This window comes from Vibrio nigripulchritudo (assembly GCF_027924785.1).
Classification (GTDB): domain Bacteria; phylum Pseudomonadota; class Gammaproteobacteria; order Enterobacterales; family Vibrionaceae; genus Vibrio; species Vibrio nigripulchritudo.
On sequence record NZ_AP027049.1, the window covers coordinates 535,518 to 561,145 of the forward strand.

Sequence of the window (25,628 nt, forward strand, 5' to 3'; positions counted from 1 at the left end):
AATACAGTTTCCGGCTTTCGGGTTCAGGGGTAGAGTTTAACCAGACTCTCTGAAACGCTCAATGTTTGCTCCGAGCGCGGAGAGTTTATTTTCGATTTTTTCATACCCTCGATCAATGTGGTAAATACGATCGACGATGGTTTCACCTTCTGCGATACAGCCAGCGATCACCAGGCTGGCAGAAGCACGCAAGTCCGTTGCCATTACCTGTGCACCACTTAAACCTTCGGTATCACCGCAAATAACTGTGTTTCCTTCGATTTCTGCTTTTGCGCCCATACGCATCAGTTCTGGGACATGCATGAAACGATTTTCAAAAATGGTTTCGGTAATGACGCCACCACCTTTTGCCATCATATTCAGAAGTGTGAACTGTGCTTGCATGTCGGTTGGGAAACCAGGGTGAGGTGCTGTGCGAATCGATACGGCTTTCAGATCTCTGCCTGTCATGTCTAGGCTGATCCAGTCTTCACCTGTTTCGATAAGCGCGCCTGCTTCTTCAAGCTTTGCGAGTGCAGCTTCAAGCAGTGAAGCGTTGGTGTTTTTACAAAGGATCTTACCACCAGAAACTGCGGCAGCAACGAGGAAAGTCCCCGTTTCAATGCGATCCGCAACAACAGAGTGTTTGCCTCCACCTAAACGCTCAACACCTTCGATGGTGATGGTATCAGTGCCCGCGCCAGTAATTTTCGCGCCTAATGTATTTAGGAAAGCCGCAGTGTCGACGATTTCAGGTTCACGCGCTGCGTTATCCAGAACCGTTTTACCTTCAGCCAGGGTTGCAGCACACATTACTGTAATGGTTGCGCCAACACTGACTTTGTCCATAACGATGTGTGCACCTTGGAGGCGACCATCAACTTCGGCTTTTACATAACCTTCTTCTAGAGTGATAGTCGCACCAAGTTGTTCAAGACCGTATATGTGAAGGTCGACCGGGCGTGCACCAATCGCACAGCCACCAGGCAGGGAAACTTGCCCCTGACCAAAACGAGCAACAAGAGGACCTAACGCCCAGATAGAGGCGCGCATGGTTTTAACTAAGTCGTAGGGTGCACAGTACTGGTCGATAGAGCGTCCATCCACATGCACAGAACCGTTACGCTCTACTTTTGCACCTAAACGCTTGAGCAGCTCCATGGTTGTGTCGATGTCGCGCAGTTTAGGAACATTGGCAACTTCCACGGGCTCTTCTGCAAGGATAGAGGCAAATAAAATTGGGAGGGCGGCATTTTTAGCGCCAGAGATAGAGACCTCGCCACTGAGAGGGCCCGAACGTTTAACTCGAAACTTTTCCATCAATAAACCTTAAAGAGACATGAGTTTCTTATCGCGTTCCCACTCTTCAGGCGTATAAGCCTTAATTGAAACCGCATGGATATCGTTTCTTTGGATGTATTCCATCAGCGGAGCGTAAATGAGCTGCTGTTTCTTTACACGGTTCATTCCTTCAAAACTGGCATCAATCGCAATCACTTCATAGTGGCTGCCTTCGCCTTTAACGTGCAACTCTTCTAGATTAAGAGCTTGATCTAAAATGTTTTTTACTTCAACGCTGTCCACGGTAGATCCTATTTAAACTTCAATGTGTTTGCGTTCACCCAGAGCTTCATTGTGAGGCTTATTTGCAGCCTCGCTCTCGGGAAATAGCAGTGATTCGACGTTACTCAGTTGACACAAAGTGCGTAGCTGGTCGGGCACGAAACTGAGCATTATATGACAGTTTTGTTTTTTTGCATGCTCAATTAAATGAATCAGCATCACCATACCAGCGGAATCAACTCGATTCACTCCGCTCATGTCAATATTTAACTGGGTTGTGTCAGTTTTTCGTTGCTTTAAAAAATGCCATAAACCTGGAACACATTCGCGATCCAGGTTTCCAGATAAATAAGATTGAGTAGGGGCAGCTTGCTGCCATTGAGGATGCGCCATCAATTCACATCCTTAAACTGAATTGGTCGAGCTGCCAGCTCTTGCAAGTCTTTGCTTACGGCTACAAGCCCGTCTTTACGGATTTTTCCATTCCACTCAGATTGTTTACTGGAAAGTAAGCTAACACCTTCGGCAACCATATCAAATGCGGCCCATTCACCACTTTTCTTGTTCTTTCTTAACTTAAAGTCCAGTTTGATGTTTGGGTTAGGTGCATCGATGATTTCCACGCGAATTGAAATGATGCGACTCTTGGGGTCAAGAGGTCTTGCAGGCGCGAATTCTATTAATTGATCGGTGTATTGGGTTAAAACCTGAGCGTAAGAGGTAACCAGATATGCTCTAAATGCTTCGACGAAGACTTTAACGTCTTCTTTTTTGGCTTTTTTAAGGTTTGGACCGAGTAGTTTGAGAGCTGCGTAACGATCGTTGACGTAGGGCATCAGCTCTTCTTCAACCACCACTTTGAGTGTTTCTGGGTTTTCTCGAATCTGGCTTTGTTCGTTTTTTAAGCGGCTAAATGTTTTGTCTGCCACTTGCTTCATCATGTCGTAGGGTTTGGTTGCATCTATGGTTTGTGCCATGCCAGCGAAAGACATTAAGCTCATCAAACCAATCACTAACCATTGCTTCAACCGATTCATTATTGTTCCTCCGAACCTTGAGAATCCCCACCGACGCGGTAAAGCACCTGACCAATCAAGTCTTCAAGCACCAATGCGGATTTCGTATCCTCTATATAGTCGCCATCCTGCAGCATGTCGATGTCTTCGTCGACAAAACCGGGGACAAGTCCAATATATTGCTCACCAATAAGACCAGACGTCAGAATCTGAGCGCTCGATGTTTCTGGAAAGTCGCCGTATTTCTTATCAATGGTCAACGTGATAACGGGCAGGTAGCTTTCTGTATCTAACGTAATGTCAGACACTCGTCCAACGACTACACCACCGATTTTGACTGGTGAGCGAAGCTTTAAGCTGCCGATATTGTCGAATTGCGCTCTTAACGTGTATGTCTCACCGGAACCCAGACTTTTGACATCGGCGACTTTCAATATCATCACCAAAATCGCAACCACACTCGCGATGACAAAGCTTCCTACTAATAATTCTAACTTACGAGTTTGTTGCATCTTTAGTTCCCAAACATAAGTGCTGTTAATACGAAATCTAACCCAAGCACAGCCAATGACGAGTGTACAACGGTTTTAGTGGTAGCACGGCTTATCCCTTCAGAAGTCGGAATGGCGTCATAGCCGTTAAACAGTGCTATCCAGGTAACGGTCAGAGCAAATACTATGCTCTTAATCATGCTGTTTCCAATATCTTGCCCAAGCTCGACAGATGATTGCATGGATGCCCAGAAGCTGCCGTGGTCAATGCCTTTCCAGTCTACGCCAACCAGTTGACCGCCCCAAATACCGACAGCCATAAAGATCATCGCCAGTAACGGCATAGAGATGACTCCTGCCCAGAAACGTGGTGCAATCACTCGACGGAGCGGATCAACAGCCATCATTTCCATGCTCGACAACTGTTCAGTCGCTTTCATCAGACCGATTTCTGCCGTTAAGGCTGAGCCCGCCCGACCTGCAAAGAGTAGAGCGGTCACTACAGGGCCTAGTTCCCGGAGCAGGGACAGTGCAACCATCTGACCCAGAGCGCCTTCAGCGCCAAAATCCACCAGTACAACATAGCCTTGCAGGCTGATGACCATGCCGATAAACAGACCTGACAAAACAATGATGACCATGGACTGGACACCAACGCTGTACAGCTGTTTAACGAGCAACGGAAAGTGTTTTACAGGTTGCGGTTTAGCGAACAAGGCACCAAACAACATGAGGGTTGCTCGCCCCCATGCTCTACAGATAGACAGCGCACTGTGACCAGTGTTCGCGATAAAAGTGAGAAAACTACTCATTAAACAGTTCCTCACTCAGTGACGAAGCAGGGTATTGGAATGGAACAGGACCATCTGCCTGCCCGGTTAAAAATTGTTGTACGTTTTCATCGGGGTTTGACATCAGTTCTTCTGGTGAACCGCTAGCAATGACCTTGCCATTCGCCAATATGTAGGCGTGATCTGCAATGCTCATGACTTCAGGAACATCATGGGAAACAACAACGGATGTCAGGTTGAGTGCTTGATTGAGGTTTCGAATCAGCTTGACCAGAACTCCCATGGTTATCGGGTCCTGCCCGACAAAAGGTTCATCGTACATGATGAGCTCTGGATCCAGAGCAATGGCACGGGCAAGGGCTGCTCGTCGTGCCATGCCTCCTGACAATTCACTTGGCATTAACTGAGAAGCTCCCCGTAGCCCAACAGCTTCAAGCTTCAGCAATACGATACTGCGGATAAGTTCTTCGGTAAGTTCAGTATGTTCGCGTAATGGGAATGCGACATTATCGAAAACATTGATATCAGTGAACAAAGCGCCGGATTGAAACAGCATGCTCATCTTCTTGCGTGCGTCGTACAATGCACTTCGCGATAAAGTGGGAATATTCTGCCCATCAAAAGTCACCTCGCCAGAATCCGGGGCTATCTGCCCGCCAATCAAACGCAGTAACGTGGTTTTCCCTATCCCAGAAGGTCCCATAATGGCGGTGATTTTTCCTTTTGGAACTGACAGGCTGACATCGTCAAAAATTTTCCGTGTTCCACGATAAAATGTCAGGTTTTGGATAGTGACTAAATCCGGTGTCGACATAAAGTTCTTCTAACATGCTGCTGGTTGAGCGGAAGTGAATTAGCAATCATAAGCACTAAGCGCCTTGAATTCAAAGCAAAGCTATCGAATTTGACCTTAATTTAGCCCAAAGTTCAAACCTATTGAGATTTCTTAATACGAATTGTTTATCTCATTCAGTCCTTTCTTTTTTCCTTAATGACTTCCATTTTTACTCATGAACCGTCAAAATTGGCGGTCACTTGTCTTTCTACTCAGTAAATTAAAGGGAACATCATGCTAGAAGCCGTTGCGTTGCTTGTCGTAGGCTTAATTTTGCTCGTCTGGAGTGCAGATAAATTGGTCTTAGGTGCCGCCGCTCTTGCCCGAAATTTTGGTATTTCACCGCTGGTCATTGGTATGACGATTCTGGCAATGGGTTCTTCAGCTCCCGAAATGATGGTTTCAGCCACCGCGGCACTGGATGGAAAGACAGACACTGCAGTGGGTAACGTTATCGGTTCTAACATTGCCAATATCGCCCTTATTCTGGGTATTACTGCACTGATTAAACCTCTTTCAATCAGCTCAGTCGTTGTGCGTCGTGAGCTGCCTCTAATGATCGTTGTTACCCTGGTTGCGGGTGCGTTGATGTACGACAACTTCCTTGGCTTCTACGAAGGCATTCTACTTTTTGTTCTGTTTGCGGCATTCATCATAGCGATGCTAAGAATCAGTCAGAAAGAGAAACAAAATGGCGATGCGTTTGTCGAAGAGCAGGAATCTGAAATTCCAGAAGGCATGGCAAACTGGAAAGCTGGCATGTGGGTAGTTGTTGGTTTGGCGCTTCTGCCATTATCGGCGGACCTGTTGGTAGACAATGCGGTAGTGATTGCTAAATTCTTTGGTATGAGCGATCTGGTGATTGGATTAACTATTATCGCGATTGGAACAAGTCTTCCTGAGTTGGCGGCGTCTCTTGCCGGTGTCATGAAAGGCGAAGACGACATGGCAGTAGGTAATATCATCGGTTCGAATGTGTTTAATATCCTGGCCGTTATGGGGATTCCTGGCATTCTGAACCCTAGTATCCTGAATGAAAATGCCATGGGACGCGACTTCTGGGTCATGCTGGCTGTATCACTGCTGTTGGTGGTTATGGCTCTCGGGAAGTCCCGCAGCGTTAATCGCGTCGAAGGTGGTGCCTTGTTCACCATTTTTGCCGTTTACCAAGGTTATCTGTTCTACCACCTGGCTGCTTAATCTAAATTATCGGGGGCTCATTCATGTCGAAATCATTTGATTTCTGTGCTGCTGCACGAGAAGTGTTGAACATTGAAATTCAGGGATTGTCTCAGCTAGAGCAATATTTTGATTCGTCATTTGAAAGAGCCTGCCAAAAAATCCTGTCTGCTAAAGGCAAGGTTGCAGTGATGGGAATGGGAAAGTCCGGTCATATCGGTAAGAAAATAGCCGCGACGCTGGCGAGCACAGGTACTTCGTCTTTTTTTGTACATCCCGGTGAAGCGAGCCATGGCGATTTAGGCATGGTCGGTGCTGGCGATATTGTTCTCGCCATTTCAAATTCGGGTGAGTCCTCAGAAATTCTGGCTCTCTACCCCGTGCTTAAACGCCGTGGCATCGATATCATCAGCATGACAGGCAAGTCTTCGTCCAACATGGCGAAGCAAGCCGACATCAACCTCTGTATTCATGTCCCTAAAGAGGCGTGCAGTTTAGGGTTAGCGCCTACCACCAGTACCACGGCGACTCTGGTCATGGGGGATGCATTAGCAGTATCACTTCTACAGGCCAGAGGGTTTACCGCCGACGACTTTGCCTTATCGCACCCTGGTGGCGCGCTGGGTCGTAAACTTTTACTCAAACTACGAGATGTCATGCAAACAGGTGATGCATTGCCAAAGGTTTCTCCTGAGGCAACAGTTAAAGATGCACTGCTTGAGATTTCTCAAAAAGGCTTGGGTATGACTGCAATCGTGGATGAGCAAGATCAGGTACTGGGCATTTTTACGGATGGTGACTTGCGTCGTCTTCTTGATAAAAAAATCGATATTCATTCGGCTTCAATAGGTTCTGTTATGACCAAAAGCCCTATGATGGCGTCACCCGACATGCTGGCGGTGGAAGCTGTCAACATGATGCAGGCAAAAAGCATCACCAGTTTGCTGCTTAGTGAAAATAAGACATTGGTTGGCGCATTGAATATTCATCACTTATTAAAAGCTGGAGTAATGTAGTGGGGCAAATGATCTCAACTTTGTATGGTGAAGTAGAAAGCGGCATTGTGGACATTGCCAAAAATATTAAGCTGTTGATTTGTGATGTAGATGGCGTGTTTTCTGATGGTCTTATTTACATGGGCAATCAGGGAGAAGAGCTAAAAACCTTCCATACTCGCGATGGTTATGGTGTGAAATCTCTGATGAATGCCGGGATCGAAATTGCCATTATTACAGGTCGACAGTCTAAGATTGTTGAAAATCGTATGAATGCGCTTGGTATCTCCCTTATCTATCAGGGACAAGATGACAAGCTCAAAGCCTATGAAGACATTTGCAATAAGCTCTCTGTTTCCCCTGAAGAGACAGGCTACATAGGAGATGATTTGATCGACTGGCCTGTTATGGAAAAAGTCAGTCTTAAAGTGTGTGTCGCAGATGGTCATCCGCTATTGGCAAAGCGCGCGAACTATGTCACCCAAATTAAAGGCGGCCATGGCGCAGTGCGAGAAGTCTGTGACTTGATTTTGGAAGCGCGTGGCGAGCTGGATGTGCACAAAGGTTTGAGTATATGACCTTACCGCGCCCAATTTATTTGGTTCTGATTTTTATCTCGTGCTGGTGTGTGTATTATCTATACGGTAAAAGCGACCCTGAGATCCTACAGGTAAAACCAAATGTTGAGCTGCCTGCGTTTTCTGGTAAAGACCTTCTTAACACCAGTTATGCTGAAAATGGCGTGCGAAATTTTGATATACGGTCTAACTTTTTGGACCACTTTGCGAAAAGTGGTGATACCGTTTTCGAAACTTTGGAGCTGAGTGTATACCGAGAAGGTGACGTTCGCGAATGGGCTATCACGGCGAATAAAGGCGTTCTCAATGAAGACAACGTGCTGACTTTGACTGGTAATGTGTTAGCCAAAAATTTAAACCCAGAAGCTGGATTTGATTCGATGACCACGGAAAAGTTGATCATTGAATTAGTAAGTAAAGATTTTAATACCGATGAGCCTGTAAAGCTTGTTGGTCCGACGTTTATTTCAAACGGAAATGCCATGGTGGGTAACTTCGGTGACAACACGGCGACTCTGTTTAACCAAGTGCAAAGTATCTATGAGACAAAGACTCCTTAGCCTTATTTCTTGCCTAATATTGTCTGCTCCGGTTTATGCCTTAAGTACGGACTCTGAGCAACCAATCTACATTGATTCTGATAGCCAGGCGCTGGATATGATCAGCAATACGGTCACATTCATTGGCGATGTGGTGTTGAAGCAAGGCAGCATCAATATCACAGCAGACAAAGTTGTTGTTGTACGAAATTCTGAAGATGAGAGCATCGAGCAAATTGAAGCATTCGGAAAGCCGTCCGTGTTTACTCAGTTGACGGATGACGGTAAAACTCTCCATGGTGAAGCAAACACGCTGCATTATCATGTTCGTGATGACTTGCTCACCATGACCAAAAACGCAGTACTTTCCCAAGACGACAGCGTAATCAAAGGTCCGTTAATCAAATACTTGATAACGCCTCAAAAACTGATCGCAGATGGTAAGAAAGGCGAACGTGTTTCCACCGTACTGCAACCGACTCAACCTAAGAAGCAATAAATTTTCATGGCGACTTTAAAAGCAGAAAACTTAGCAAAAAGTTATAAAAAACGAAAAGTAGTCACGGACGTAAGCTTAGAGGTAAAATCAGGTCAAATAGTAGGGTTACTCGGTCCTAATGGTGCGGGTAAAACCACCTCTTTTTACATGATTGTTGGGCTGGTCGGGCGTGATGAAGGGCGAATTTCGATTGATGAAGAAGACATCAGTATTTTGCCAATGCATGCCCGTTCGCGTTTAGGGATCGGTTATTTACCACAAGAAGCGTCTATTTTCAGAAAGCTATCGGTGGAAGACAACATCATGGCGGTTCTGGAAACGCGAAAAGAGCTGACCCGAGAACAGCGTCAGGACCGATTGGAAGATCTGTTGGATGAGTTCCATATTCAGCACATTCGCAAGAGTAATGGTATGGCGTTGTCCGGTGGTGAGCGTCGCCGGGTGGAAATTGCCCGAGCATTAGCGGCTAACCCTAAATTTATATTGCTGGATGAACCGTTTGCTGGGGTCGACCCAATTTCGGTTATCGATATTAAAAAGATCATTGAGCACCTGCGAGACAGAGGGCTGGGTGTACTGATTACCGATCACAATGTGCGTGAAACGCTGGATGTGTGTGAGCGTGCATACATAGTGAGTCAGGGACATTTGATTGCGGAAGGTACACCGGAACAGGTTCTCAATAATGAACAGGTAAAACGGGTTTATCTGGGTGAGCAATTCCGTCTATGATTAAATAGTGGATAGAAGATGGCGCATCCTCTCCCAAATTAGAAAGATAAGAAAAGGACTACATGAAACCCTCATTACAATTAAAGCTAGGTCAACAGCTGGCAATGACGCCTCAGCTTCAACAAGCGATACGCTTGCTGCAGTTGTCGACGTTAGACTTGCAACAGGAGATTCAAGAAGCGCTGGAATCCAATCCTCTTCTGGATGTGGATGAAGGGCAAGATGAAGCTGCGGCAAGTGACGAGTCAGCCAAAGAGACCAGCGCTAATGAGAAAGAGTCCAACGACGAAATAACCGCAGAACCTGAGCTTAGTGACAGCTCAGATCTGATTGAGAAATCTGAGATCAGCAACGATCTGGAAATCGACACCACCTGGGAAGATGTTTACAGCGCCAATACGGGTAACACAGGTATTGCACTTGACGATGACATGCCCGTTTACCAAGGTGAAACCACCCAAAGCTTACAAGACTACCTAACCTGGCAACTTGATCTCACTCCTTTCACAGAAACTGACCGTACCATTGCCATGGCTATCATCGATGCTGTAGACAATTACGGTTACCTCACGTTGGAAGCAGAAGAGATTCTGGACAGCTTAGGCAATGAAGAAGTTGAATTGGATGAGGTAGAAGCGGTACTTAAGCGCATTCAGCAGTTTGACCCTCTTGGGGTTGCATCACGCAACTTGCAAGAATGTTTGTTGCTTCAACTGGCTACCTTCCCAGAAGACACACCGTGGCTTTCGCAAGCCAAATCGCTGTTAGAAAATCACATCGATCAGCTAGGCAATCGCGATTACAAGCTGATCATCAAAGAAACCAAGCTCAAAGAAGCCGAGCTGCGCGACGTATTGTCGTTGATTCAGCAGCTTGACCCTCGCCCCGGCAGTAGCGTCACTCCTGACGAGACAGAATATGTCATTCCCGATGTGTCCGTGTTCAAAGAACACGGTCAGTGGCGTGTGTCGATTAACCCAGACAGTGTGCCGAAGCTGAAAGTGAACCAGCAGTATGCTGCTCTTGGTAAGGGGAACAGCTCTGACAGCCAGTTTATCAAAACCAATTTGCAAGAAGCCAAATGGCTGATTAAGAGCTTGGAAAGTCGAAACGAGACGCTGCTCAAAGTTGCACGTTGCATTGTTGAACATCAACATGATTTCTTTGAGTATGGTGAAGAAGCCATGAAGCCAATGGTGCTGAACGATATTGCACTGGCGGTCGACATGCATGAATCGACCATATCAAGGGTCACCACTCAAAAGTATATGCACACTCCGCGTGGTATTTTTGAACTGAAATATTTCTTTTCCAGTCACGTCAGTACCGATAATGGTGGAGAGTGTTCATCAACGGCAATTCGCGCCTTAATTAAAAAGCTGGTGGCTGCGGAAAACACCGCTAAGCCTCTCAGTGACAGCAAAATTGCCGCTTTGTTAGCTGACCAGGGGATACAAGTCGCACGACGAACGATCGCGAAATACAGAGAGTCCCTCGGCATCGCGCCATCGAGTCAGCGTAAACGCCTACTCTAGGCCAACAACAAGAAGGAAAGTCTATGCAAATCAATATCCAAGGGCACCACGTTGATCTTACCGATTCAATGCAAGACTACGTTCAATCCAAGTTCCAAAAACTAGAGCGATTCTTCGATCACATCAATAATGTTCATGTGGTTCTGCGAGTTGAAAAATTGAATCAAATCGCAGAAGCTACACTCCACGTCAATCAAGGCGACATTCACGCTACTTCAACGGATGAAAGCATGTATGCTGCCATTGACTCTTTAGTCGACAAACTTGTTCGACAACTCAATAAGCACAAAGAAAAGCTAAGTAGCCATTAACCATGCAATTAAGCGAAGTACTTTCATTGGACTGCACAAAAAGTGCAGTCCAATGCACAAGCAAGAAAAGAGCACTGGAAATCATCAGTGAAGTTGCCGCCAGTCACACGGGGCAAAACTCAACGACCCTGTTCGAGTGTATGCTCAACAGAGAAAAAATGGGCAGTACAGGAATTGGCAATGGCATCGCCATTCCGCACGGTCGCATGATGGACAGCGACCAGGCTGTCGCCGTATTGCTTCAATGCCAGGAACCTATTGAATTTGATGCCATCGATAATCGTCCAGTGGATCTGTTGTTTGCGTTGCTCGTACCGGATGCACAATGCAAAACACACCTTAAGACTTTATCTGCTATGGCAGAGCGCCTGAACGATAAGTCTACTCTCAAATCTCTGCGTAACGCTCAGAGCGATCAAGAGCTTTACGACATCATCACTCAGTAGCCATGACAAACTCATCTCAGCCATCTTCCCAAAAACGCCTGATTGTCATCAGTGGGCAGTCGGGGGCAGGCAAAAGTGTCGCCCTGCGAGTTTTGGAAGACTTAGGCTATTACTGCGTTGATAACTTACCTGTATCACTGCTGGAAAGCTTTGTTCAGTCCATTCAGGGCGGGCAACAAAATGTGGCAGTGAGTATTGATATTCGCAACCTTCCGCAAGACCCAGCTCTGGTAACGACAACGCTAACCAAGCTGAAATCAGAGCTGGATGTCAATGTCCTGTTTTTGGATGCAGATGAGACCACTCTGCTGAAAAGATACAGCGAGACACGTCGGATTCACCCGCTTTCCATGCGCCCTAAAGAGAAACTTTCTCTGGAGCAGGCGATTCGTCTAGAGAAGGGGTTGCTCCTCAATTTGAAAGAGTATGCGGATCTAGTGTTGGACAGCAGTAATCAGTCTTTGCATGATTTGAGCGAGACAGTTCGCCAGCGAGTTGAAGGGCGGGAAAGCAAAGAACTGGTGATGGTATTTGAATCGTTCGGTTTCAAATATGGGCTACCTAACGACGCTGACTACGTTTTCGATGTTCGCTTCCTGCCCAATCCACATTGGGAACCAGCTTTGCGACCTCAGACGGGGTTGGATGCGCCAATAAAAGCTTTTCTGGAAAAGCATGACGAAGTAACGGAACTGAAAAATCAGATTCAGTGCTTTATCGAGCACTGGTTGCCGCTGCTTCAGAAAAACAATCGCAGTTACCTCACCGTAGCCATTGGCTGTACTGGCGGTAAGCACCGTTCGGTGTACATCACTCAGCAGTTGGGTGAGTATTTCACCAAGCAGGGGCAACAGGTTCAGATTCGCCACACCAGCTTGGAAAAGCACCACAAATAACAATTGAATTGAGGATAATGAATGGCAAAGGAATGCTGTAGAACGGTATTTATCCAAAATCGTTTAGGTTTGCACGCTCGTGCAGCCGTCAAACTTGTCGAACTGGCTCAAAGCTTTGATGCGGATATTAGCGTTAGCAATGGTGAGAAAACCGTTGTCGCAGATAGCGTGATGGGGCTTCTGATGCTGGAATCATCCCAAGGACAAAGTGTTACCATCTCTGCCAACGGTCAGGATGCAGAAGCCGCATTAAGCGCTGTTTGCGACCTGATTGAGCATCGTTTCGACGAAGAAGAGTAATTCTTCTCCTCTTTCACAATAAGTTAATAAAGTCGTTCTCCCTGAACCTAGCATCTTGAGGCAGTTTGGGTATACTCAACATATTGTAAACGAATGTAAAAATAGGGGACGAGAATGGCAGAGCAGTTAGAAATTGACCAAACTCATCAAACCCTACAAGAAGTCAGCGATGCGCTAGATAGCGGTCGATTTGTCCATGTCCGTAGAATGTTACAGGACATGGAACCGGAAGATATTGCCCACCTTTTACAAGCTTCTCCTCGAAAAAGCCGTGACGTACTTTGGCAGCTCACCGATCCTGAAGATTACGGTGAAATTCTTGATGAGCTATCGGAAGATGTCAAAGACAGTCTGGTGTCGAAAATGGCACCAGAACGACTGGCTGAAGCGACAGAAGGTCTGGAAACCGATGATGTTGCTTACGTTTTACGTAGTCTGCCAGACGACGTATCCCGGGAAGTGTTGTCGCAGATGGATGCGGCAGACAGGCATCGAATTGAAACCGCACTTTCTTACGATGAGGATACCGCTGGTAGCTTGATGAGCACCGACGTTATCACCATCCGTAGTGATGTGGATGTCGATGTGGTTCTTCGTTATTTGAGGATGAAAGGCGAACTTCCAGAAGCGACCGATGCATTGTATGTGATTGATGATGACAACAAGCTGGCTGGGTATTTACACCTCACCACGCTCCTGACGTCTCAACCGGATGTGCAAATCAGCGAAATCATGGAAGACGCCGATGAAGCGATTTCCGTGAATGCCAGCGACAGTGACGTAGCAAGCCTGTTTGAACGTCGTAACTGGGTTTCTGCACCGGTTGTGGATGAAGATAATCAGTTGGTGGGTCGTATCACCATTGATGACGTGGTTGACGTTATCCGTGAAGACGCTGAACACTCAATGATGAGTATGGCGGGTCTGGATGATGAAGAAGACACCTTCGCCCCCGTCGTAAAATCGGCACGAAAGCGCAGTATCTGGCTGGGTGCGAATGTACTGGCGGCACTGACCGCAGCCTCTGTTTCCAATCTTTTTGAAGCTACTTTACAACAGATGGCGGCGATTGCTGTTTTGATGACCATTGTTCCTTCCATGGGAGGCGTAGCGGGTAACCAGACGGTTGCGCTTGTGATTCGAGGTCTGGCGCTTGGTCACATTGGTGATACCAACAAACGTGAATTGCTGTTAAAAGAAGCGGCCATCGGCTTTCTGAATGGGTTGCTATGGGCACTCATCATTGGCGGTATAGTGGTTGTCTGGAAAGACGACTGGTTGCTAGGTGGCGTCATTTCTGCGGCTATGATGACCAACCTGCTTGTTGCAGGGGTCGCTGGGGTGAGCATTCCTATCTTCCTGAAAAAAATGAATATCGACCCGGCTCTGGCTGGCGGAATGGCCTTAACCACGGTGACAGACGTGGTGGGGTTAATGGTCTTTCTTGGTCTCGCCACACTCTTTATTGTATAAGCAATATCAAAGAATTACATCAATGCCTCTTTCAGTTGAAAGGGGCATTTTTTATTCTACCTAGCCATTTCAATGTCCGGTTTTCATCAGAGTTTCTTCACAAAGACTGGCGAGAAACTTGTGACAAACTCAGTACCTGGTTGTGAGAATTTTGTGAACTTCTCTTGTTAGCTTTTTAGCAAATCAATAACAAGGAGAAAGTTAATGAAACTCCCAAAGTTACAGTCAGAACACAACCCCCACCCTGAGCTTGAGCAATCTTTTCATCAGGCTACGCGTCGTTTTCATTTTCACAGAGATGCGTTGTCTGAATTGCCTATGAGCGATCAGATCTTATTCGAGCAGTTTGGTCAGGGTCCTTACGCTACCCCAGAATTCTCATGTCTTCATACGGCAATTGAAGCGCAGGCACTGCAGCACCCTGAAGCCATTGCCGCAATTCATGAAGGTCGGGAAATTACCTACCAAGCTTTAAACGAGAAAGCCAACCAGCTCGCCCAATTTCTGAGTCAGCGTGGTGTCGGGCAGGGTGATGCGGTCGGGATCTTTCTAACCCGTTCAATTCCAATGCTCATCGGGATACTGGCTACCTTAAAACTGGGTGCTTGTTACGTTCCACAACACGCCGGAGTCGCGCCTGAGAAAGTGCTTAAACACGTGTGTGATACCGCCAATATCGACGTGGTACTTAGCCTGTCTCATCTCTCAGAGCACCTGCCAGAATTCGAGCATCAAAAGCTATTCTTTCTCGACGAGCTGCTTGATGAACTCTCCCCAGCCAATCAATACAGTTTTCCACTAGTCGACCCCACGTCCCGTTGCTTTATTTTGTTCACATCAGGAACCACAGGGACACCTAACGGAGTACAGGTAACACATCAGAATGTGGCAAATATTGTAATGACGTCGCCAGGCAACCTGGGAATAGAACCGGGTATGAAAGTAGGACAGATTCTGAGCATTGCCTTTGATATGTGTGCCTGGGAAATCTTTGTCACGCTCTGCCACGGGGCTACCTTGCTGATTCGCAGCCGAAACATAGAAGAAACCGTCAGTCGCGCGGACGCCGTCATCGCTACCCCTTCCATTCTGGCAAGCTTAAACGCTGAACGTTGTCAGTCTGTTCAGGTGGCAGCCGTTGCTGGAGAGCCATGCCCACAGCCTCTGGCGGATAGCTGGTCATCGTTCTGCCGTTTCTACAACTCTTGTGGTCCAACGGAAACAACCATCATCAATACTGCGCAACATTATTCTGAGTCTTGTGATGAACTCACCATAGGTAAACCGACACCTAACAACACCGTTTACGTTCTGGATGAAGATCTGAAGCCTTGTGCCATTGGTGAAGTCGGTGAAATGTGGGCTGGTGGATTGTGTGTCACCTCGGGCTACATTGGCAATGAAGTGCTCAACGCCGATCGCTACCGCCCGGATCCTTTTCTTGGTGGCAAATACAAAATGTTCCGCACCCGAGACTTGGGCAAATGGAATAAAAATGGCGAGCTCATTCATCTGGGGCGAACGGATGATCAGGTCAAGATCCTCGGGTTCCGAGTTGAGCTGGATTCGGTGTCACGCGTGCTCGAAAAAACCGATCACTGCCACCAGGCCGTCACTATGAAGGTCGACTGCAAAACACTCATCGCATTCGTCACTCCTAGTCATGTTAACCCTGAGCTGGCGCAAGAAAGCGTGAGAGCCCACTTGCCTTATTACTGTGTACCCAAGGTGGTTTTTGCATTGGACAGCCTGCCCAAAACATCAAGAGGAAAAATCGATAAGCGCGCGTTGATGGCGCATTTCCAAGAATCGCAAACAGAAGTTACGGAGGAAACCCAATGAGTTCGATAGATCAAAGTGCCATTGTTCTGCCCGAGCAAAAATCGTTACTTCGTCGTATCTGGTCTTATCCGGCGATGGAACACTATTATCGCTTAGTGATTGTAGTGCTCACTGCGAATTTGATGACACTGGCTTATGGCGTTGTTGCAGGAGGCTGGTTTCAATCTGACTCCATTGCACTGCAAACACTCTCTAACATGGTGGTTCTGAACCTGACTGTCGCGGTGCTGGTGCGTCAGCAATACGTAATCAACCTGCTGTTTTGGCTGGCAACGCGAGCGCCTACCTCGTGGCCGTTAGCAATTCGCTGGCACCTTGGGAAAATTTACCACCACGGTGGGTTACACAGTGGAAGCGCGATGGCAGCAACTACATGGTTCGCCATCTTTACGGGTGCTTTGGCATACAGCTACCAGCATCAACTGGCAAAAATATCGCCAAGTACACTGGGAATTACGTACGCCATTCTTGCTCTGCTGATGCTGATCATCTTTATGGCGCTGCCAAACATTCGTAAGAAATATCACAACGCGTTTGAGAAAACGCATCGCTTCGGTGGCTGGAGTGTTCTGGCACTGTTTTGGACGCAAACTTTTGCTCTGGCGGCAGATTTACACCCAGAGCAGAGCTTTGGACAAGTTTTGTTGGAGTCCGCATCGTTTTGGGCTCTGGTGATCGTTACCTTCAGTATTCTTCTTCCATGGCTGCGCCTGCGTCGCGTTCCAGTGGAAATAGTGACGCCATCAAACCACGTAGCGCTGCTTAAGTTTGATTATGGCGTGACACCATTTGCCGGGTCTTCTACGGCTATCAGCACCAATCCTTTAATGGAGTGGCACCACTTTGCAAACGTGCCTAGCCCAGGTGAACCAGGCTTTCGATTGACGGTATCACGAGCGGGTGACTGGACGGGCAAGCTGATTGAAAACAAACCAAGCCACCTTTGGGTTAAAGGGATCCCGACCGCAGGAGTGGCGAACATAGAAGTGCTATTTAAGCGAGTGGTGTATATCGCAACAGGAAGCGGAATCGGGCCTTGCCTGCCACACCTGTTGGCAAAAGAAGTGCCGATGCATCTGGTCTGGTCAACCCGAACACCACGCGAAACTTACGGTGATGACTTGGTTGATGAAATCTTATCAGTTCAGCCGGATGCGGACATTTGGGATACCACGGAAAAAGGCAAACCAGACATGGTGAAGCTGGCGTACGCGGCTTACAAAAAATTTGATGCAGAAGCGGTGATATGTATCGCCAATCAGAAACTGACCCAGGAAGTGGTGTTTGGCTTAGAGAGTCGGGGAATTCCAGCCTACGGCGCCATTTGGGATTCCTAAAACCATTCTAGCAAGGAGAAAGGTCATGATTATCCAAACTGAACTAATCGGTCGCGTTGTTCTTATTCGACTCAACCGACCTGACAAACTCAATGCCCTCAACAGTGAAGTCATGTCTGCGATTACGCAGACATTGACCGAGTACGATCAAAACCCTGATATCGGCTGTTTTGTAATAACGGGGTCAGAGCGTGCATTCGCTGCTGGTGCTGACATCGCAGAAATGTCAGACAAAAGCTACAGTGAAATGCTTAGCACGGATTACTTTTCAGGCTGGGATGCGTTTTGCTCCCTCCGAACGCCCAAGATTGCTGCGGTGTCTGGTTACGCATTGGGGGGAGGGTGTGAGCTGGCTATGATGTGCGATCTGATATACGCAGCCGAATCGGCACTGTTTGGGCAGCCGGAGATTAAACTGGGTGTTATTCCAGGCATTGGAGGGACTCAGCGCCTGACTCGTTTGGTCGGCAGAGCCAAGGCGATGGATCTGATTCTCACAGGTCGAATGATGGATGCGTTGGAAGCCGAAAGGGCAGGTTTGGTCGCAAGAGTAATGCCGGATGAAACTTTACTGGAAGAAACATTAGCGATCGCCAAAGTCATTGCCAGCTACAGCAAACCATCGGTATTAGTCGCCAAAGAAGCGATTGATCGGGCTGAACAAGTGCCACTTAAGGAAGGGTTGTTGTTTGAAAGAAGAGTATTCCACTCTTTGTTTGCAACCAGTGATCAGAAAGAAGGGATGCACGCTTTTTTAGAAAAACGTGCTCCTAACTTTCAGGGACATTGATTAGGGCTAACCAATGTGATTGATGGCGCTGTTAACTGCTAGACCATCTGAAATCGGTTCGGCTTGAAGTCTGAATTTGGTGATAAACAAGCCCGGTTGTTCCGAGATTTCAAGTTTGGACTGATGCAGCGCCAGTATCGCATTGACGGTTTTCAGCCCCATACCTAACTCGCCACCGCTGTTAGCTGGGGCAACCGTATTGATGATCACAATGCTGATGTCCCGAACGTGCAATTGCGAAGACAATCCAGAATGCGGTTTGACAAACAGCTGAATGGTGGCGTGTTCTGGGCTGTGTCGGATGGCATTTTCCATCAGGTTATCCATCAGACGATTAAGCAGCTTTTTATCGGCATGCACTAACGCGTTAACTGAAATGGTGGTAAAAATATCCAACGACTTTTTCTCCAGCCCCATTTCAAAACGATCTTTCAGCTCTTTGATAAACTCGCTCACATCAATGGCTTCGGGTGCAACTTCTGGCTCTACCAGCTCTTTTTTGGCAGCCTCAAATTGCTCTTTAAGTTGTTCGTGAAGCTTTAACGCATTGCTGTGGGCAGTAGAGACCAGTTCTGGATTTTGTTTGCCATCGATTAACCAAGTCTCCAGATAACCTTGTATATTGGCTAACGGAGTTTTCAGGTCATGACTTAAGCGCATCAGATATTCACGCCTTGAATGCTCTTGCTGTCGAAGCCTCAGAAACTGCCATTGTATGTGCTCAAGCAGGTAACCAAACTGTCTGGAAAGCGGCATCAATTCAGAAACAGGCACTTTAAGGTTGGGTTCAACGCGAAAATTCTCCTTAGCGGAGTGTTCAATCTGGCGAATCAGATGCTGGCTCGGATTAAGAAGATCTTTTTTGATTAAGCGATAAATCAGGAAGGTGAACAATAAAATCAGAGCGATACCGCCAACCAAGATAGGTGAGTATTGAATCATATAACGATTCACACGCGCGATGGCGGAAGACTGTCGACCAATTAACACGTAAAGGTAGCCTTCAACCCCTTCTGCCCCCTGAATTTCAGAAACTGAAAACACTTTCTGGCGAGACATGTCACGAGGATCATCTCCTAAAATGGGTAAGTTGCCGCCTTTAAGGAACTGCTTTATCGGAGCGATGTCAACGCGGGGCGCAAACTCAACCCCTTCTTTTAGCCCAGTCGTGGTGATCTTCCCTGTTTTATCCAGAAAGTAGATTTCAAAATCGGGACCTAGCATCATCAATGTATGGAAGATGCTTTTCAACGCTTTAGGGGAGTAATCATTCCCCTCCATCAGCGGGTTTTCGTCTCGCATGTGGCGAGCCAGATCTTTATGAAGAAACTGACGGGCACTTTGTTCGCTGTTTTGCCAGGTCATATGGAAGTGGTAGGTAAGAAGAGGAATGCTCACCAAAGCCCAGACAAGAGAAAGCAGAAAGAGACGTTTTTGAAACGAACGGGTCATGGTCTCGCCTCATGCTGAAATTTGTACCCGACGCCCCACACGGTTCGAATATAGCGGATTTTGTTTTGAGGCTTTTCTATTTTGTTTCTCAGTCGGTTGATGGTGCTGCACACCGTGTGATGGTAGCCGTCATAGTCGGTATCCCATACCCTCATGAGCAGTTCATCTTTGGTGAATACTCTTCCCGGTTTGCTGGCAAGGCAGTAAAGCAGGGAGAATTCTGTTGGCGTAAGATTGACGTTTGTTCCGGCAAGGCGCACTTCATGCTGCTTTTTGGAAATGACCAGCTCGTCGAAGATCAAAGCGGCAGGCGTATCCCGTTCAACCTGCTCGGGAGCAAGCTGGTGGGTTGAATGGTTCGCAACCTGCCAGTCTGGGTTGGCTTGTGGTGGCGTTACATCTGATGCATTGTCGCTGGCATCTTGCCAGTGGGAGTGCTGAGCCCTTCGTAGCAAAGCCCGGACTCTGGCTTGAAGTTCGATCACACTGAACGGTTTGGTCAGGTAATCGTCCGCTCCGGCTTCCAGTCCATCTACCATATCATGCTCGCTGGTTAAGGCTGTCAGCATAAGAACGGGGATCCCGATATGTTGTTGCCGCAATAGTTTGCACATTTCAGTGCCGTCACCATCACACAGCTTTCTGTCCAGAATAACCGCGTCTGCCAACCCCTGACAGGCGATCTGATACCCTTCGCTTATGTGAGATGTAAGAATGGTTTTGTAACCCTGAACCTTCAAATTAAGGCTGATCAGGTTCGCCATATCCTGGTCGTCTTCGACCACTAGAATCGTATATGACATCGTGACTTCCCTCTCTAGTCGATTCAAGAAGTAGACCAATTCTGGTGTGCTTCTCTTTCAGACCAACGTCAGGAAATTCGCTTTTAGGACAGAAAAGTGGAACTGGTCTCAAAAATGATTGAAGAGTGAAACACAGGGAAAATTAGCGTGTCACGAAATGAGCTTTTCAGGAAGATAAGAGCGTAGGTGAGTAGTCAAAACGCCAGGTCCATCGCTCAAAGGCGTTCGTCTTATTCACATTTTGAAGATGACGAATAATATCAACCGCTTTGATTGAACCCATGTAAGTATCATCGGGCTCGAACTCGTCAATCAGGACTGATTGGTCGAGGGTACTTTCCAGTTGTAAATAGATTCTCGCCATCGTTCACCTCACTATTGATAGAATTCTTGGTCTCTGAACCTAATTATTACCAGCAAAAGCGATAAGTTGAACGTTGGGTATGTAAGCGTATGTCAGGAAGTGCCTCTCACATGGTGTGAGAGGCATTTAGGGTTACAGGTTTTCTTCAGCAAACTCTGCCAGGCGGCTACGTACAACACCATTTAGGTGCACGTTGGCACTGCCTTCAAAGTTTTTGAAGCGTTCAACCATATAGGTCAAACCCGAGGTGACCGGGGTCAGATAAGGGGAATCGATCTGTGCCAGGTTACCGGAGCACACGATCTTAGTCCCTTCACCACAACGGGTGATGATGGTTTTGATTTGAGAAGCCGTCAGGTTCTGACACTCATCCAGCAACACAAAGGCATTCTGAATAGAACGGCCGCGCATAAAGTTGATCGACTTAAATTGAATGTTGGCCTTATCACAAATGTACTTGAGCGAACCTTCAGTGCAGTGGTCGTTTTTATGCAATGCTTCTAACGTATCGGTGACGGCAGCCAGCCAGGGCATCATCTTCTCTTCTTCCGTACCCGGTAAGAAGCCAATGGATTCACCAATGTCTGGTGTATTTCGGGTGACGATGATCTTATCGAACTGATTGCGTTCAATCGACATGTCCAGCGCGGCAGCCATGGCTAACATGGTTTTACCGCTGCCCGCCGCTCCAGTTAGGATGACCAAATCAATATCCGGGTCGAGCAGAGCATCAAGCGCCATACCTTGATAGATATTTTTTGGTCTCACATCCCATGCCTGGCGGTTCATCAGGCGCTCTCGGCTAAGATGTTTGAGGGTGACTGTCTGGTTGTCCATTGAATCGACACGAGCAGCAAAGTCGGTATCTTTATCTACGATGTATTGGTTAATGAAAGTCGGTTCTAGCGACTCTTTGTTGATGTCGTGGTAGGTTCGACCAGCTTCGCTGCGGCTTTCAACCTTTTCTATGTTTGTCCAGAAATCCCCTTCGTAGGTATGGAAGCCCTTGGTCAGGAACTGTACATCGTCAATCAACTGATCGGTGCGGTAATCCTCTACGAATCGCACGCCAGCACCTTTGGCGCGTAATCGCATATTAATGTCTTTGGTTACAAGAACTACTTCACGGGGTGATCGTTTGTTCTGGAGGTAAATCACCCCGTTTAAAATTCGGTTATCGCCTTCTTTGTCGGCAAACGCGCGAACGGTTTCCTGCAATTCAAAATCGGCAAGAATAGCAAGCGTGCCGCTGGCGTTGTCTTTGGAGAGAGGAATGCCTTCAGAGATTTGGTCTGGCGTGGCATCGTGAAACAGGTTTTCCATTGCTCGAATCGCTACGCGTGCGTCCCTTGCTACATCGCGTTTACTGTCTTTGATTCGGTCGAGTTCTTCGAGGACGGTCATTGGAATGACCACATCATGTTCTTGAAAGGAATAAATTGCGAAAGGTTCGTGCAGAAGGATATTCGTATCCAGTACAAAGATTTTCCGGTCGGTATCGCCCATAAGCGTCTCCTTTTCTGCCGCAGCAGAGTGCTTAGCCAAGCATTTGTCTGAGGCATAGGTCACTGCAGAAGGCGAGGGGTACCAAAACCCCAAAAAGGTACCGCTAGGAGAGTGACATACTTCAGACCCGTTAAGATACCAAACTCAACACCTTTCCTGTTTCGGTGCGAGCTCACTAGTAAGTATAAGCAACAGTTCATGGGTTTGTAATTTAGATTTGTCACAACTCTTTTACACTTTGATTGCAATTGCGAAATGGGTAAAAAAAAGCGTCAAATTACTCGCGATGAACGTGACGCGAATCACGTGTTCAAGTAAGATGAGCGCCCTTTTGAACAGGGTGAAGAAAAAACACAGGACTCTGTCCTTCACGTATAATTGCCCTGTAGAAACAGAACATATCAATTGAGGTAGTCAATCACATGACATTTGCTTTAGGTCAACGCTGGATCAGTGACACAGAAAGTGACTTGGGTTTGGGTACGGTAGTGGCGCTGGACGCCAGAACCGTGACTTTGCTATTTGCGGCGTCGGAAGAAAACCGAGTGTATGCCCGCTCAGATGCCCCGGTAACTCGCGTGACGTTCAATGTTGGCGATGTGATTGATTCCCACGAGGGCTGGAGCCTGAAAGTCGACCAGGTCGTAGATGACAACGGCGTCTTATCTTACCTAGGAACACGTACTGACACCGAAGAAACCGGTGTGTTACTGCGCGAAATCATGCTCAGCCATCAAATTCGCTTCAATAAGCCTCAGGACAAACTGTACGCCGGTCAAATTGATCGCATGGACAACTTTGTTTTGCGTTACCGCGCTCTGAATAACCAGTATCAGCAGCATAAAAGCCCAATGCGCGGCTTGTGTGGTATGCGTGCAGGTCTAATTCCTCATCAGCTTTACATCGCTCACGAAGTGGGTCGCCGACATGCACCGCGTGTTCTCCTTGCTGATGAAGTAGGTTTGGGTAAAACCATCGAAGCTGGCATGATTATCCACCAGCAGGTGTTATCTGGTCGCGCTGAGCGCATCCTGATTGTGGTGCCAGAAACCCTTCAGCATCAGTGGCTGGTGGAAATGATGCGCCGCTTCAACCTGCACTTCTCAGTGTTTGACGAAGAGCGTTGTATTGAAGCATACGCCGAAGCGGATAACCCGTTTGACACTCAGCAATACGTGCTGTGTTCTCTGGATTTTCTACGCAAGAGCAAAAAGCGTTTTGAACAGGCTCTGGATGCAGACTGGGATCTTCTGGTTGTCGACGAAGCGCATCACCTTGAGTGGAGTCAGGACAACCCAAGCCGCGAATATCAGGTGGTAGAAGGTCTGGCGCAGCGCACTGCAGGGGTGTTATTGCTTACGGCAACACCAGAGCAGTTAGGTCATGAAAGCCACTTTGCCCGTCTTCGTCTTCTCGACCCTGATCGTTTTTACGATTACGAGGCTTTCGTAAAAGAAGAGCAGCAATACGCGCCGGTTGCCGATGCCGTCGCAACGTTGTTTTCTGGTGAGAAACTGGAAAATGAAGCGAAAAACCAAATTACTGAATTGCTTTCCGAGCAGGATGTCGAGCCATTGTTCCGCATCATAGAAGGCAATTGCGAAGAAGAAGAAAAAGCCAAAGCGCGCCAAGAGTTAATCGATAACCTGATGGACCGTCATGGCACGGGTCGCGTACTTTTCCGTAACACTCGTGCGGCAATTAAAGGCTTCCCAGAGCGCAACGTACACCTTCTGCCAATGGATATTCCGAGCCAGTACACCACGGCTATGAGAGTGGCAGGCATGTTAGGCGGGCAGATGAGCGCAGAAGCCCGCGCTATGAAGATGCTTTATCCAGAAGAAATCTATCAGGAATTTGAAGGCGATAGCGCAACCTGGTGGCAGTTTGATTCTCGAGTGAACTGGCTAATCGAAAAAGTGAAAACTAAGCGCAGCGAGAAGGTTCTGGTGATTGCTTCTCGTGCCAATACTGCACTTCAACTTGAACAGGCTCTTCGTGAACGTGAGGGCATACGTGCCACGGTTTTCCATGAAGGGATGTCGATTCTGGAACGTGATAAAGCAGCCGCTTACTTTGCGCAGGACGAAGGTGGCGCGCAGGTGCTGATTTGTTCTGAGATTGGTTCGGAAGGTCGCAACTTCCAGTTTGCTAACCAATTAGTGATGTTCGATTTGCCATTTAACCCTGACTTGTTGGAGCAACGAATCGGTCGTCTGGATCGTATCGGGCAGCAACGCGACATCGATATCTACGTGCCTTACCTGAAAGGGACTTCTCAAGCGATTCTTGCACGCTGGTTTGATGAAGGTCTGAGTGCCTTTGGAGAAACATGCCCTACAGGGCGTGCAGTTTACGATCAGTATTCCGAGCAGTTAATCGAGATGTTGGCTTCAGGCAAAACTGAAACGCTGGACGAAGTGATTGAACACTCACGTCATATGAATCAGGAGCTAAAATCCAAGCTCGAGCAAGGTCGTGACCGTTTGCTTGAGATCCACTCTAATGGTGGCGAAAAAGCGCAAGGGATTGTTGAGCAAATTGAATCGACCGACGGCGATACGAATCTGGTTACGTTCGCTCTTAGCCTTTTCGATACCATTGGTCTGAATCAGGACGACAAAGGCGAAAATGCGCTGGTGGTGACGCCGTCTGAGCACATGATGGTGCCAAGCTACCCAGGTCTTCCTTATGAAGGCGCGACCATCACCTTTGATCGTGACACCGCGCTTTCACGTGAAGACATGCACTTCATGAGTTGGGAGCATCCAATGATTCAGGGTGGTATTGATTTGCTGCTAAGCGAAGGGGTAGGCACCTCGGCGGTATCGCTTCTGAAAAACAAAGCGCTGCCAGTCGGTACGATTCTTCTGGAGCTGGTTTATCTGGTGGATGCGCAAGCGCCTAAACGCAGTGGCTTGTCTCGCTTCTTACCGCAAACCCCAATTCGCATGATGCTCGATGGCAAAGGCAACGACTTGTCTGAACAGGTTGAGTTTGAAGGCTTCAACCGTCAGTTAAGCCCGGTGAATCGTCACCTTGCAAGCAAGTTAGTGAATTCGGTTCAGAATGACGTTCACAAGCTGATAGAAGCCGGTGAAGGACACATTCAGGGGCACCTAGAGAAGGTACGTGAAAGTGCATTGAAAGACATGCAATCCAGCCTGAATGGTGAGCTAGAAAGGCTGCAGGCATTAAAAGCCGTCAACCCGAACATTCGTGACGAAGAGCTAGAATCGATTGAATCCCAAATCAAAGAGCTGACTGGCTACATCCAAAGTGCCCAGATTCAGTTGGACTCACTCCGCCTGATTGTGGTGAGCCACAACTAGAAAAGGGAATAGAAGCAAAGGAGAAGTGGTCAGCCACTTCTCCT

General features: G+C 47.5%; 27 protein-coding genes. 16 read left to right on the forward strand and 11 right to left on the reverse strand.

Translation table 11 applies throughout. The features are described 5' to 3' along the window. Nucleotides 1-36: 36 nt before the first annotated feature. From murA to mlaF, 7 genes are read right to left on the reverse strand one after another with little or no spacing between them, the layout of a single operon-like run. Nucleotides 37-1,299 (reverse strand): UDP-N-acetylglucosamine 1-carboxyvinyltransferase, encoded by a 1,263-nt coding sequence (gene murA, locus QMG91_RS02680; protein ID WP_022595456.1) that lies wholly within the window; start codon nucleotides 1,297-1,299, stop codon nucleotides 37-39. A 9-nt stretch (nucleotides 1,300-1,308) separates the two neighbouring features. Beyond that, on the reverse strand, nucleotides 1,309-1,563 hold the full coding sequence (gene ibaG, locus QMG91_RS02685; protein ID WP_022589561.1) for a BolA family iron metabolism protein IbaG: 255 nt from the start codon (nucleotides 1,561-1,563) through the stop codon (nucleotides 1,309-1,311). 12 nt (nucleotides 1,564-1,575) lie between these two features. Beyond that, on the reverse strand, nucleotides 1,576-1,935 hold the full coding sequence (locus QMG91_RS02690) for an STAS domain-containing protein (RefSeq protein WP_281828701.1): 360 nt from the start codon (nucleotides 1,933-1,935) through the stop codon (nucleotides 1,576-1,578). Further along, entirely contained in the window at nucleotides 1,935-2,579 is a 645-nt protein-coding gene (gene mlaC / locus QMG91_RS02695) for a phospholipid-binding protein MlaC (protein WP_281828703.1), read from the reverse strand. Before mlaC ends, QMG91_RS02690 begins: the two co-directional genes overlap by 1 nt. Continuing rightward, a complete protein-coding gene (mlaD, locus tag QMG91_RS02700; RefSeq protein WP_004401739.1) occupies nucleotides 2,579-3,070 on the reverse strand; it encodes an outer membrane lipid asymmetry maintenance protein MlaD in 492 nt (163 codons plus the stop codon). Before mlaD ends, mlaC begins: the two co-directional genes overlap by 1 nt. 2 nt (nucleotides 3,071-3,072) lie before the next feature. After that, the gene (mlaE, locus tag QMG91_RS02705) at nucleotides 3,073-3,861 is read right to left on the reverse strand and encodes a lipid asymmetry maintenance ABC transporter permease subunit MlaE (RefSeq protein ID WP_004401740.1); all 789 of its coding nucleotides are present in this window, start codon (nucleotides 3,859-3,861) and stop codon (nucleotides 3,073-3,075) included. Beyond that, on the reverse strand, nucleotides 3,854-4,654 hold the full coding sequence (mlaF, locus tag QMG91_RS02710) for a phospholipid ABC transporter ATP-binding protein MlaF (RefSeq protein WP_022589565.1): 801 nt from the start codon (nucleotides 4,652-4,654) through the stop codon (nucleotides 3,854-3,856). The genes mlaE and mlaF overlap by 8 nt, the downstream gene beginning before the upstream one ends. Nucleotides 4,655-4,909: 255 nt before the next feature. Here mlaF and QMG91_RS02715 point away from each other — a divergent pair, with 255 nt between their 5' ends. From QMG91_RS02715 to QMG91_RS02785, 15 genes are all read left to right on the forward strand, one after another. Beyond that, nucleotides 4,910-5,875: a calcium/sodium antiporter gene (locus QMG91_RS02715; RefSeq protein ID WP_004401742.1), complete on the forward strand. Its 966-nt coding sequence runs from the start codon at nucleotides 4,910-4,912 to the stop codon at nucleotides 5,873-5,875. 23 nt (nucleotides 5,876-5,898) lie between these two features. Next, nucleotides 5,899-6,870 (forward strand): arabinose-5-phosphate isomerase KdsD, encoded by a 972-nt coding sequence (kdsD, locus tag QMG91_RS02720; RefSeq protein ID WP_004401743.1) that lies wholly within the window; start codon nucleotides 5,899-5,901, stop codon nucleotides 6,868-6,870. After that, a complete protein-coding gene (kdsC, locus tag QMG91_RS02725; protein WP_281828708.1) occupies nucleotides 6,870-7,427 on the forward strand; it encodes a 3-deoxy-manno-octulosonate-8-phosphatase KdsC in 558 nt (185 codons plus the stop codon). Before kdsD ends, kdsC begins: the two co-directional genes overlap by 1 nt. Beyond that, nucleotides 7,424-7,987, forward strand: a complete 564-nt coding sequence (lptC, locus tag QMG91_RS02730) for an LPS export ABC transporter periplasmic protein LptC (protein ID WP_022551568.1) — start codon at nucleotides 7,424-7,426, stop codon at nucleotides 7,985-7,987. The genes kdsC and lptC overlap by 4 nt, the downstream gene beginning before the upstream one ends. Beyond that, nucleotides 7,968-8,465, forward strand: coding sequence for a lipopolysaccharide transport periplasmic protein LptA (gene lptA, locus QMG91_RS02735; protein WP_022551567.1), 498 nt, complete (start codon nucleotides 7,968-7,970; stop codon nucleotides 8,463-8,465). Before lptC ends, lptA begins: the two co-directional genes overlap by 20 nt. Before the next feature lie 6 nt (nucleotides 8,466-8,471). Further along, complete coding sequence (gene lptB / locus QMG91_RS02740; RefSeq protein WP_004401747.1) at nucleotides 8,472-9,197, forward strand: LPS export ABC transporter ATP-binding protein; 726 nt, start codon at nucleotides 8,472-8,474, stop codon at nucleotides 9,195-9,197. Nucleotides 9,198-9,259: 62 nt separating this feature from the next. Then, the gene (locus QMG91_RS02745; RefSeq protein ID WP_004401748.1) at nucleotides 9,260-10,732 is read left to right on the forward strand and encodes an RNA polymerase factor sigma-54; all 1,473 of its coding nucleotides are present in this window, start codon (nucleotides 9,260-9,262) and stop codon (nucleotides 10,730-10,732) included. A gap of 23 nt (nucleotides 10,733-10,755) precedes the next feature. After that, on the forward strand, nucleotides 10,756-11,043 hold the full coding sequence (gene hpf, locus QMG91_RS02750) for a ribosome hibernation promoting factor (RefSeq protein WP_004401749.1): 288 nt from the start codon (nucleotides 10,756-10,758) through the stop codon (nucleotides 11,041-11,043). 2 nt (nucleotides 11,044-11,045) lie between these two features. Continuing rightward, entirely contained in the window at nucleotides 11,046-11,489 is a 444-nt protein-coding gene (gene ptsN, locus QMG91_RS02755) for a PTS IIA-like nitrogen regulatory protein PtsN (protein ID WP_004401750.1), read from the forward strand. A 2-nt stretch (nucleotides 11,490-11,491) separates the two neighbouring features. Beyond that, on the forward strand, nucleotides 11,492-12,385 hold the full coding sequence (rapZ, locus tag QMG91_RS02760; protein ID WP_004401751.1) for an RNase adapter RapZ: 894 nt from the start codon (nucleotides 11,492-11,494) through the stop codon (nucleotides 12,383-12,385). 21 nt (nucleotides 12,386-12,406) lie between these two features. Continuing rightward, nucleotides 12,407-12,685 (forward strand): HPr family phosphocarrier protein, encoded by a 279-nt coding sequence (locus QMG91_RS02765; protein ID WP_022605526.1) that lies wholly within the window; start codon nucleotides 12,407-12,409, stop codon nucleotides 12,683-12,685. A gap of 114 nt (nucleotides 12,686-12,799) precedes the next feature. Then, complete coding sequence (gene mgtE, locus QMG91_RS02770) at nucleotides 12,800-14,158, forward strand: magnesium transporter (protein ID WP_004401753.1); 1,359 nt, start codon at nucleotides 12,800-12,802, stop codon at nucleotides 14,156-14,158. A gap of 204 nt (nucleotides 14,159-14,362) precedes the next feature. After that, nucleotides 14,363-16,000 (forward strand): AMP-binding protein, encoded by a 1,638-nt coding sequence (locus QMG91_RS02775; RefSeq protein WP_281828715.1) that lies wholly within the window; start codon nucleotides 14,363-14,365, stop codon nucleotides 15,998-16,000. Continuing rightward, on the forward strand, nucleotides 15,997-17,337 hold the full coding sequence (locus QMG91_RS02780) for a ferredoxin reductase domain-containing protein (RefSeq protein WP_281828717.1): 1,341 nt from the start codon (nucleotides 15,997-15,999) through the stop codon (nucleotides 17,335-17,337). The genes QMG91_RS02775 and QMG91_RS02780 overlap by 4 nt, the downstream gene beginning before the upstream one ends. Before the next feature lie 25 nt (nucleotides 17,338-17,362). Beyond that, nucleotides 17,363-18,127: an enoyl-CoA hydratase-related protein gene (locus QMG91_RS02785; RefSeq protein ID WP_004401756.1), complete on the forward strand. Its 765-nt coding sequence runs from the start codon at nucleotides 17,363-17,365 to the stop codon at nucleotides 18,125-18,127. Nucleotides 18,128-18,133: 6 nt separating this feature from the next. Here QMG91_RS02785 and QMG91_RS02790 read toward each other — a convergent pair whose 3' ends face one another. The 4 genes from QMG91_RS02790 to QMG91_RS02805 all read right to left on the reverse strand — a co-directional run bounded on the left by QMG91_RS02790 (nucleotide 18,134) and on the right by QMG91_RS02805 (nucleotide 22,252). Next, nucleotides 18,134-19,579 (reverse strand): sensor histidine kinase, encoded by a 1,446-nt coding sequence (locus QMG91_RS02790; RefSeq protein ID WP_281828720.1) that lies wholly within the window; start codon nucleotides 19,577-19,579, stop codon nucleotides 18,134-18,136. After that, nucleotides 19,576-20,382 (reverse strand): response regulator transcription factor, encoded by an 807-nt coding sequence (locus QMG91_RS02795; RefSeq protein ID WP_022551562.1) that lies wholly within the window; start codon nucleotides 20,380-20,382, stop codon nucleotides 19,576-19,578. Before QMG91_RS02795 ends, QMG91_RS02790 begins: the two co-directional genes overlap by 4 nt. 166 nt (nucleotides 20,383-20,548) lie before the next feature. Then, the gene (locus tag QMG91_RS02800; protein ID WP_022605534.1) at nucleotides 20,549-20,746 is read right to left on the reverse strand and encodes a hypothetical protein; all 198 of its coding nucleotides are present in this window, start codon (nucleotides 20,744-20,746) and stop codon (nucleotides 20,549-20,551) included. Nucleotides 20,747-20,878: 132 nt separating this feature from the next. Further along, complete coding sequence (locus QMG91_RS02805; RefSeq protein ID WP_281828721.1) at nucleotides 20,879-22,252, reverse strand: PhoH family protein; 1,374 nt, start codon at nucleotides 22,250-22,252, stop codon at nucleotides 20,879-20,881. Nucleotides 22,253-22,674: 422 nt separating this feature from the next. Between QMG91_RS02805 and rapA the strand changes: the two genes are divergently transcribed. After that, nucleotides 22,675-25,584 (forward strand): RNA polymerase-associated protein RapA, encoded by a 2,910-nt coding sequence (gene rapA, locus QMG91_RS02810; protein ID WP_281828723.1) that lies wholly within the window; start codon nucleotides 22,675-22,677, stop codon nucleotides 25,582-25,584. The last annotated feature ends 44 nt before the right edge of the window (nucleotides 25,585-25,628 follow it).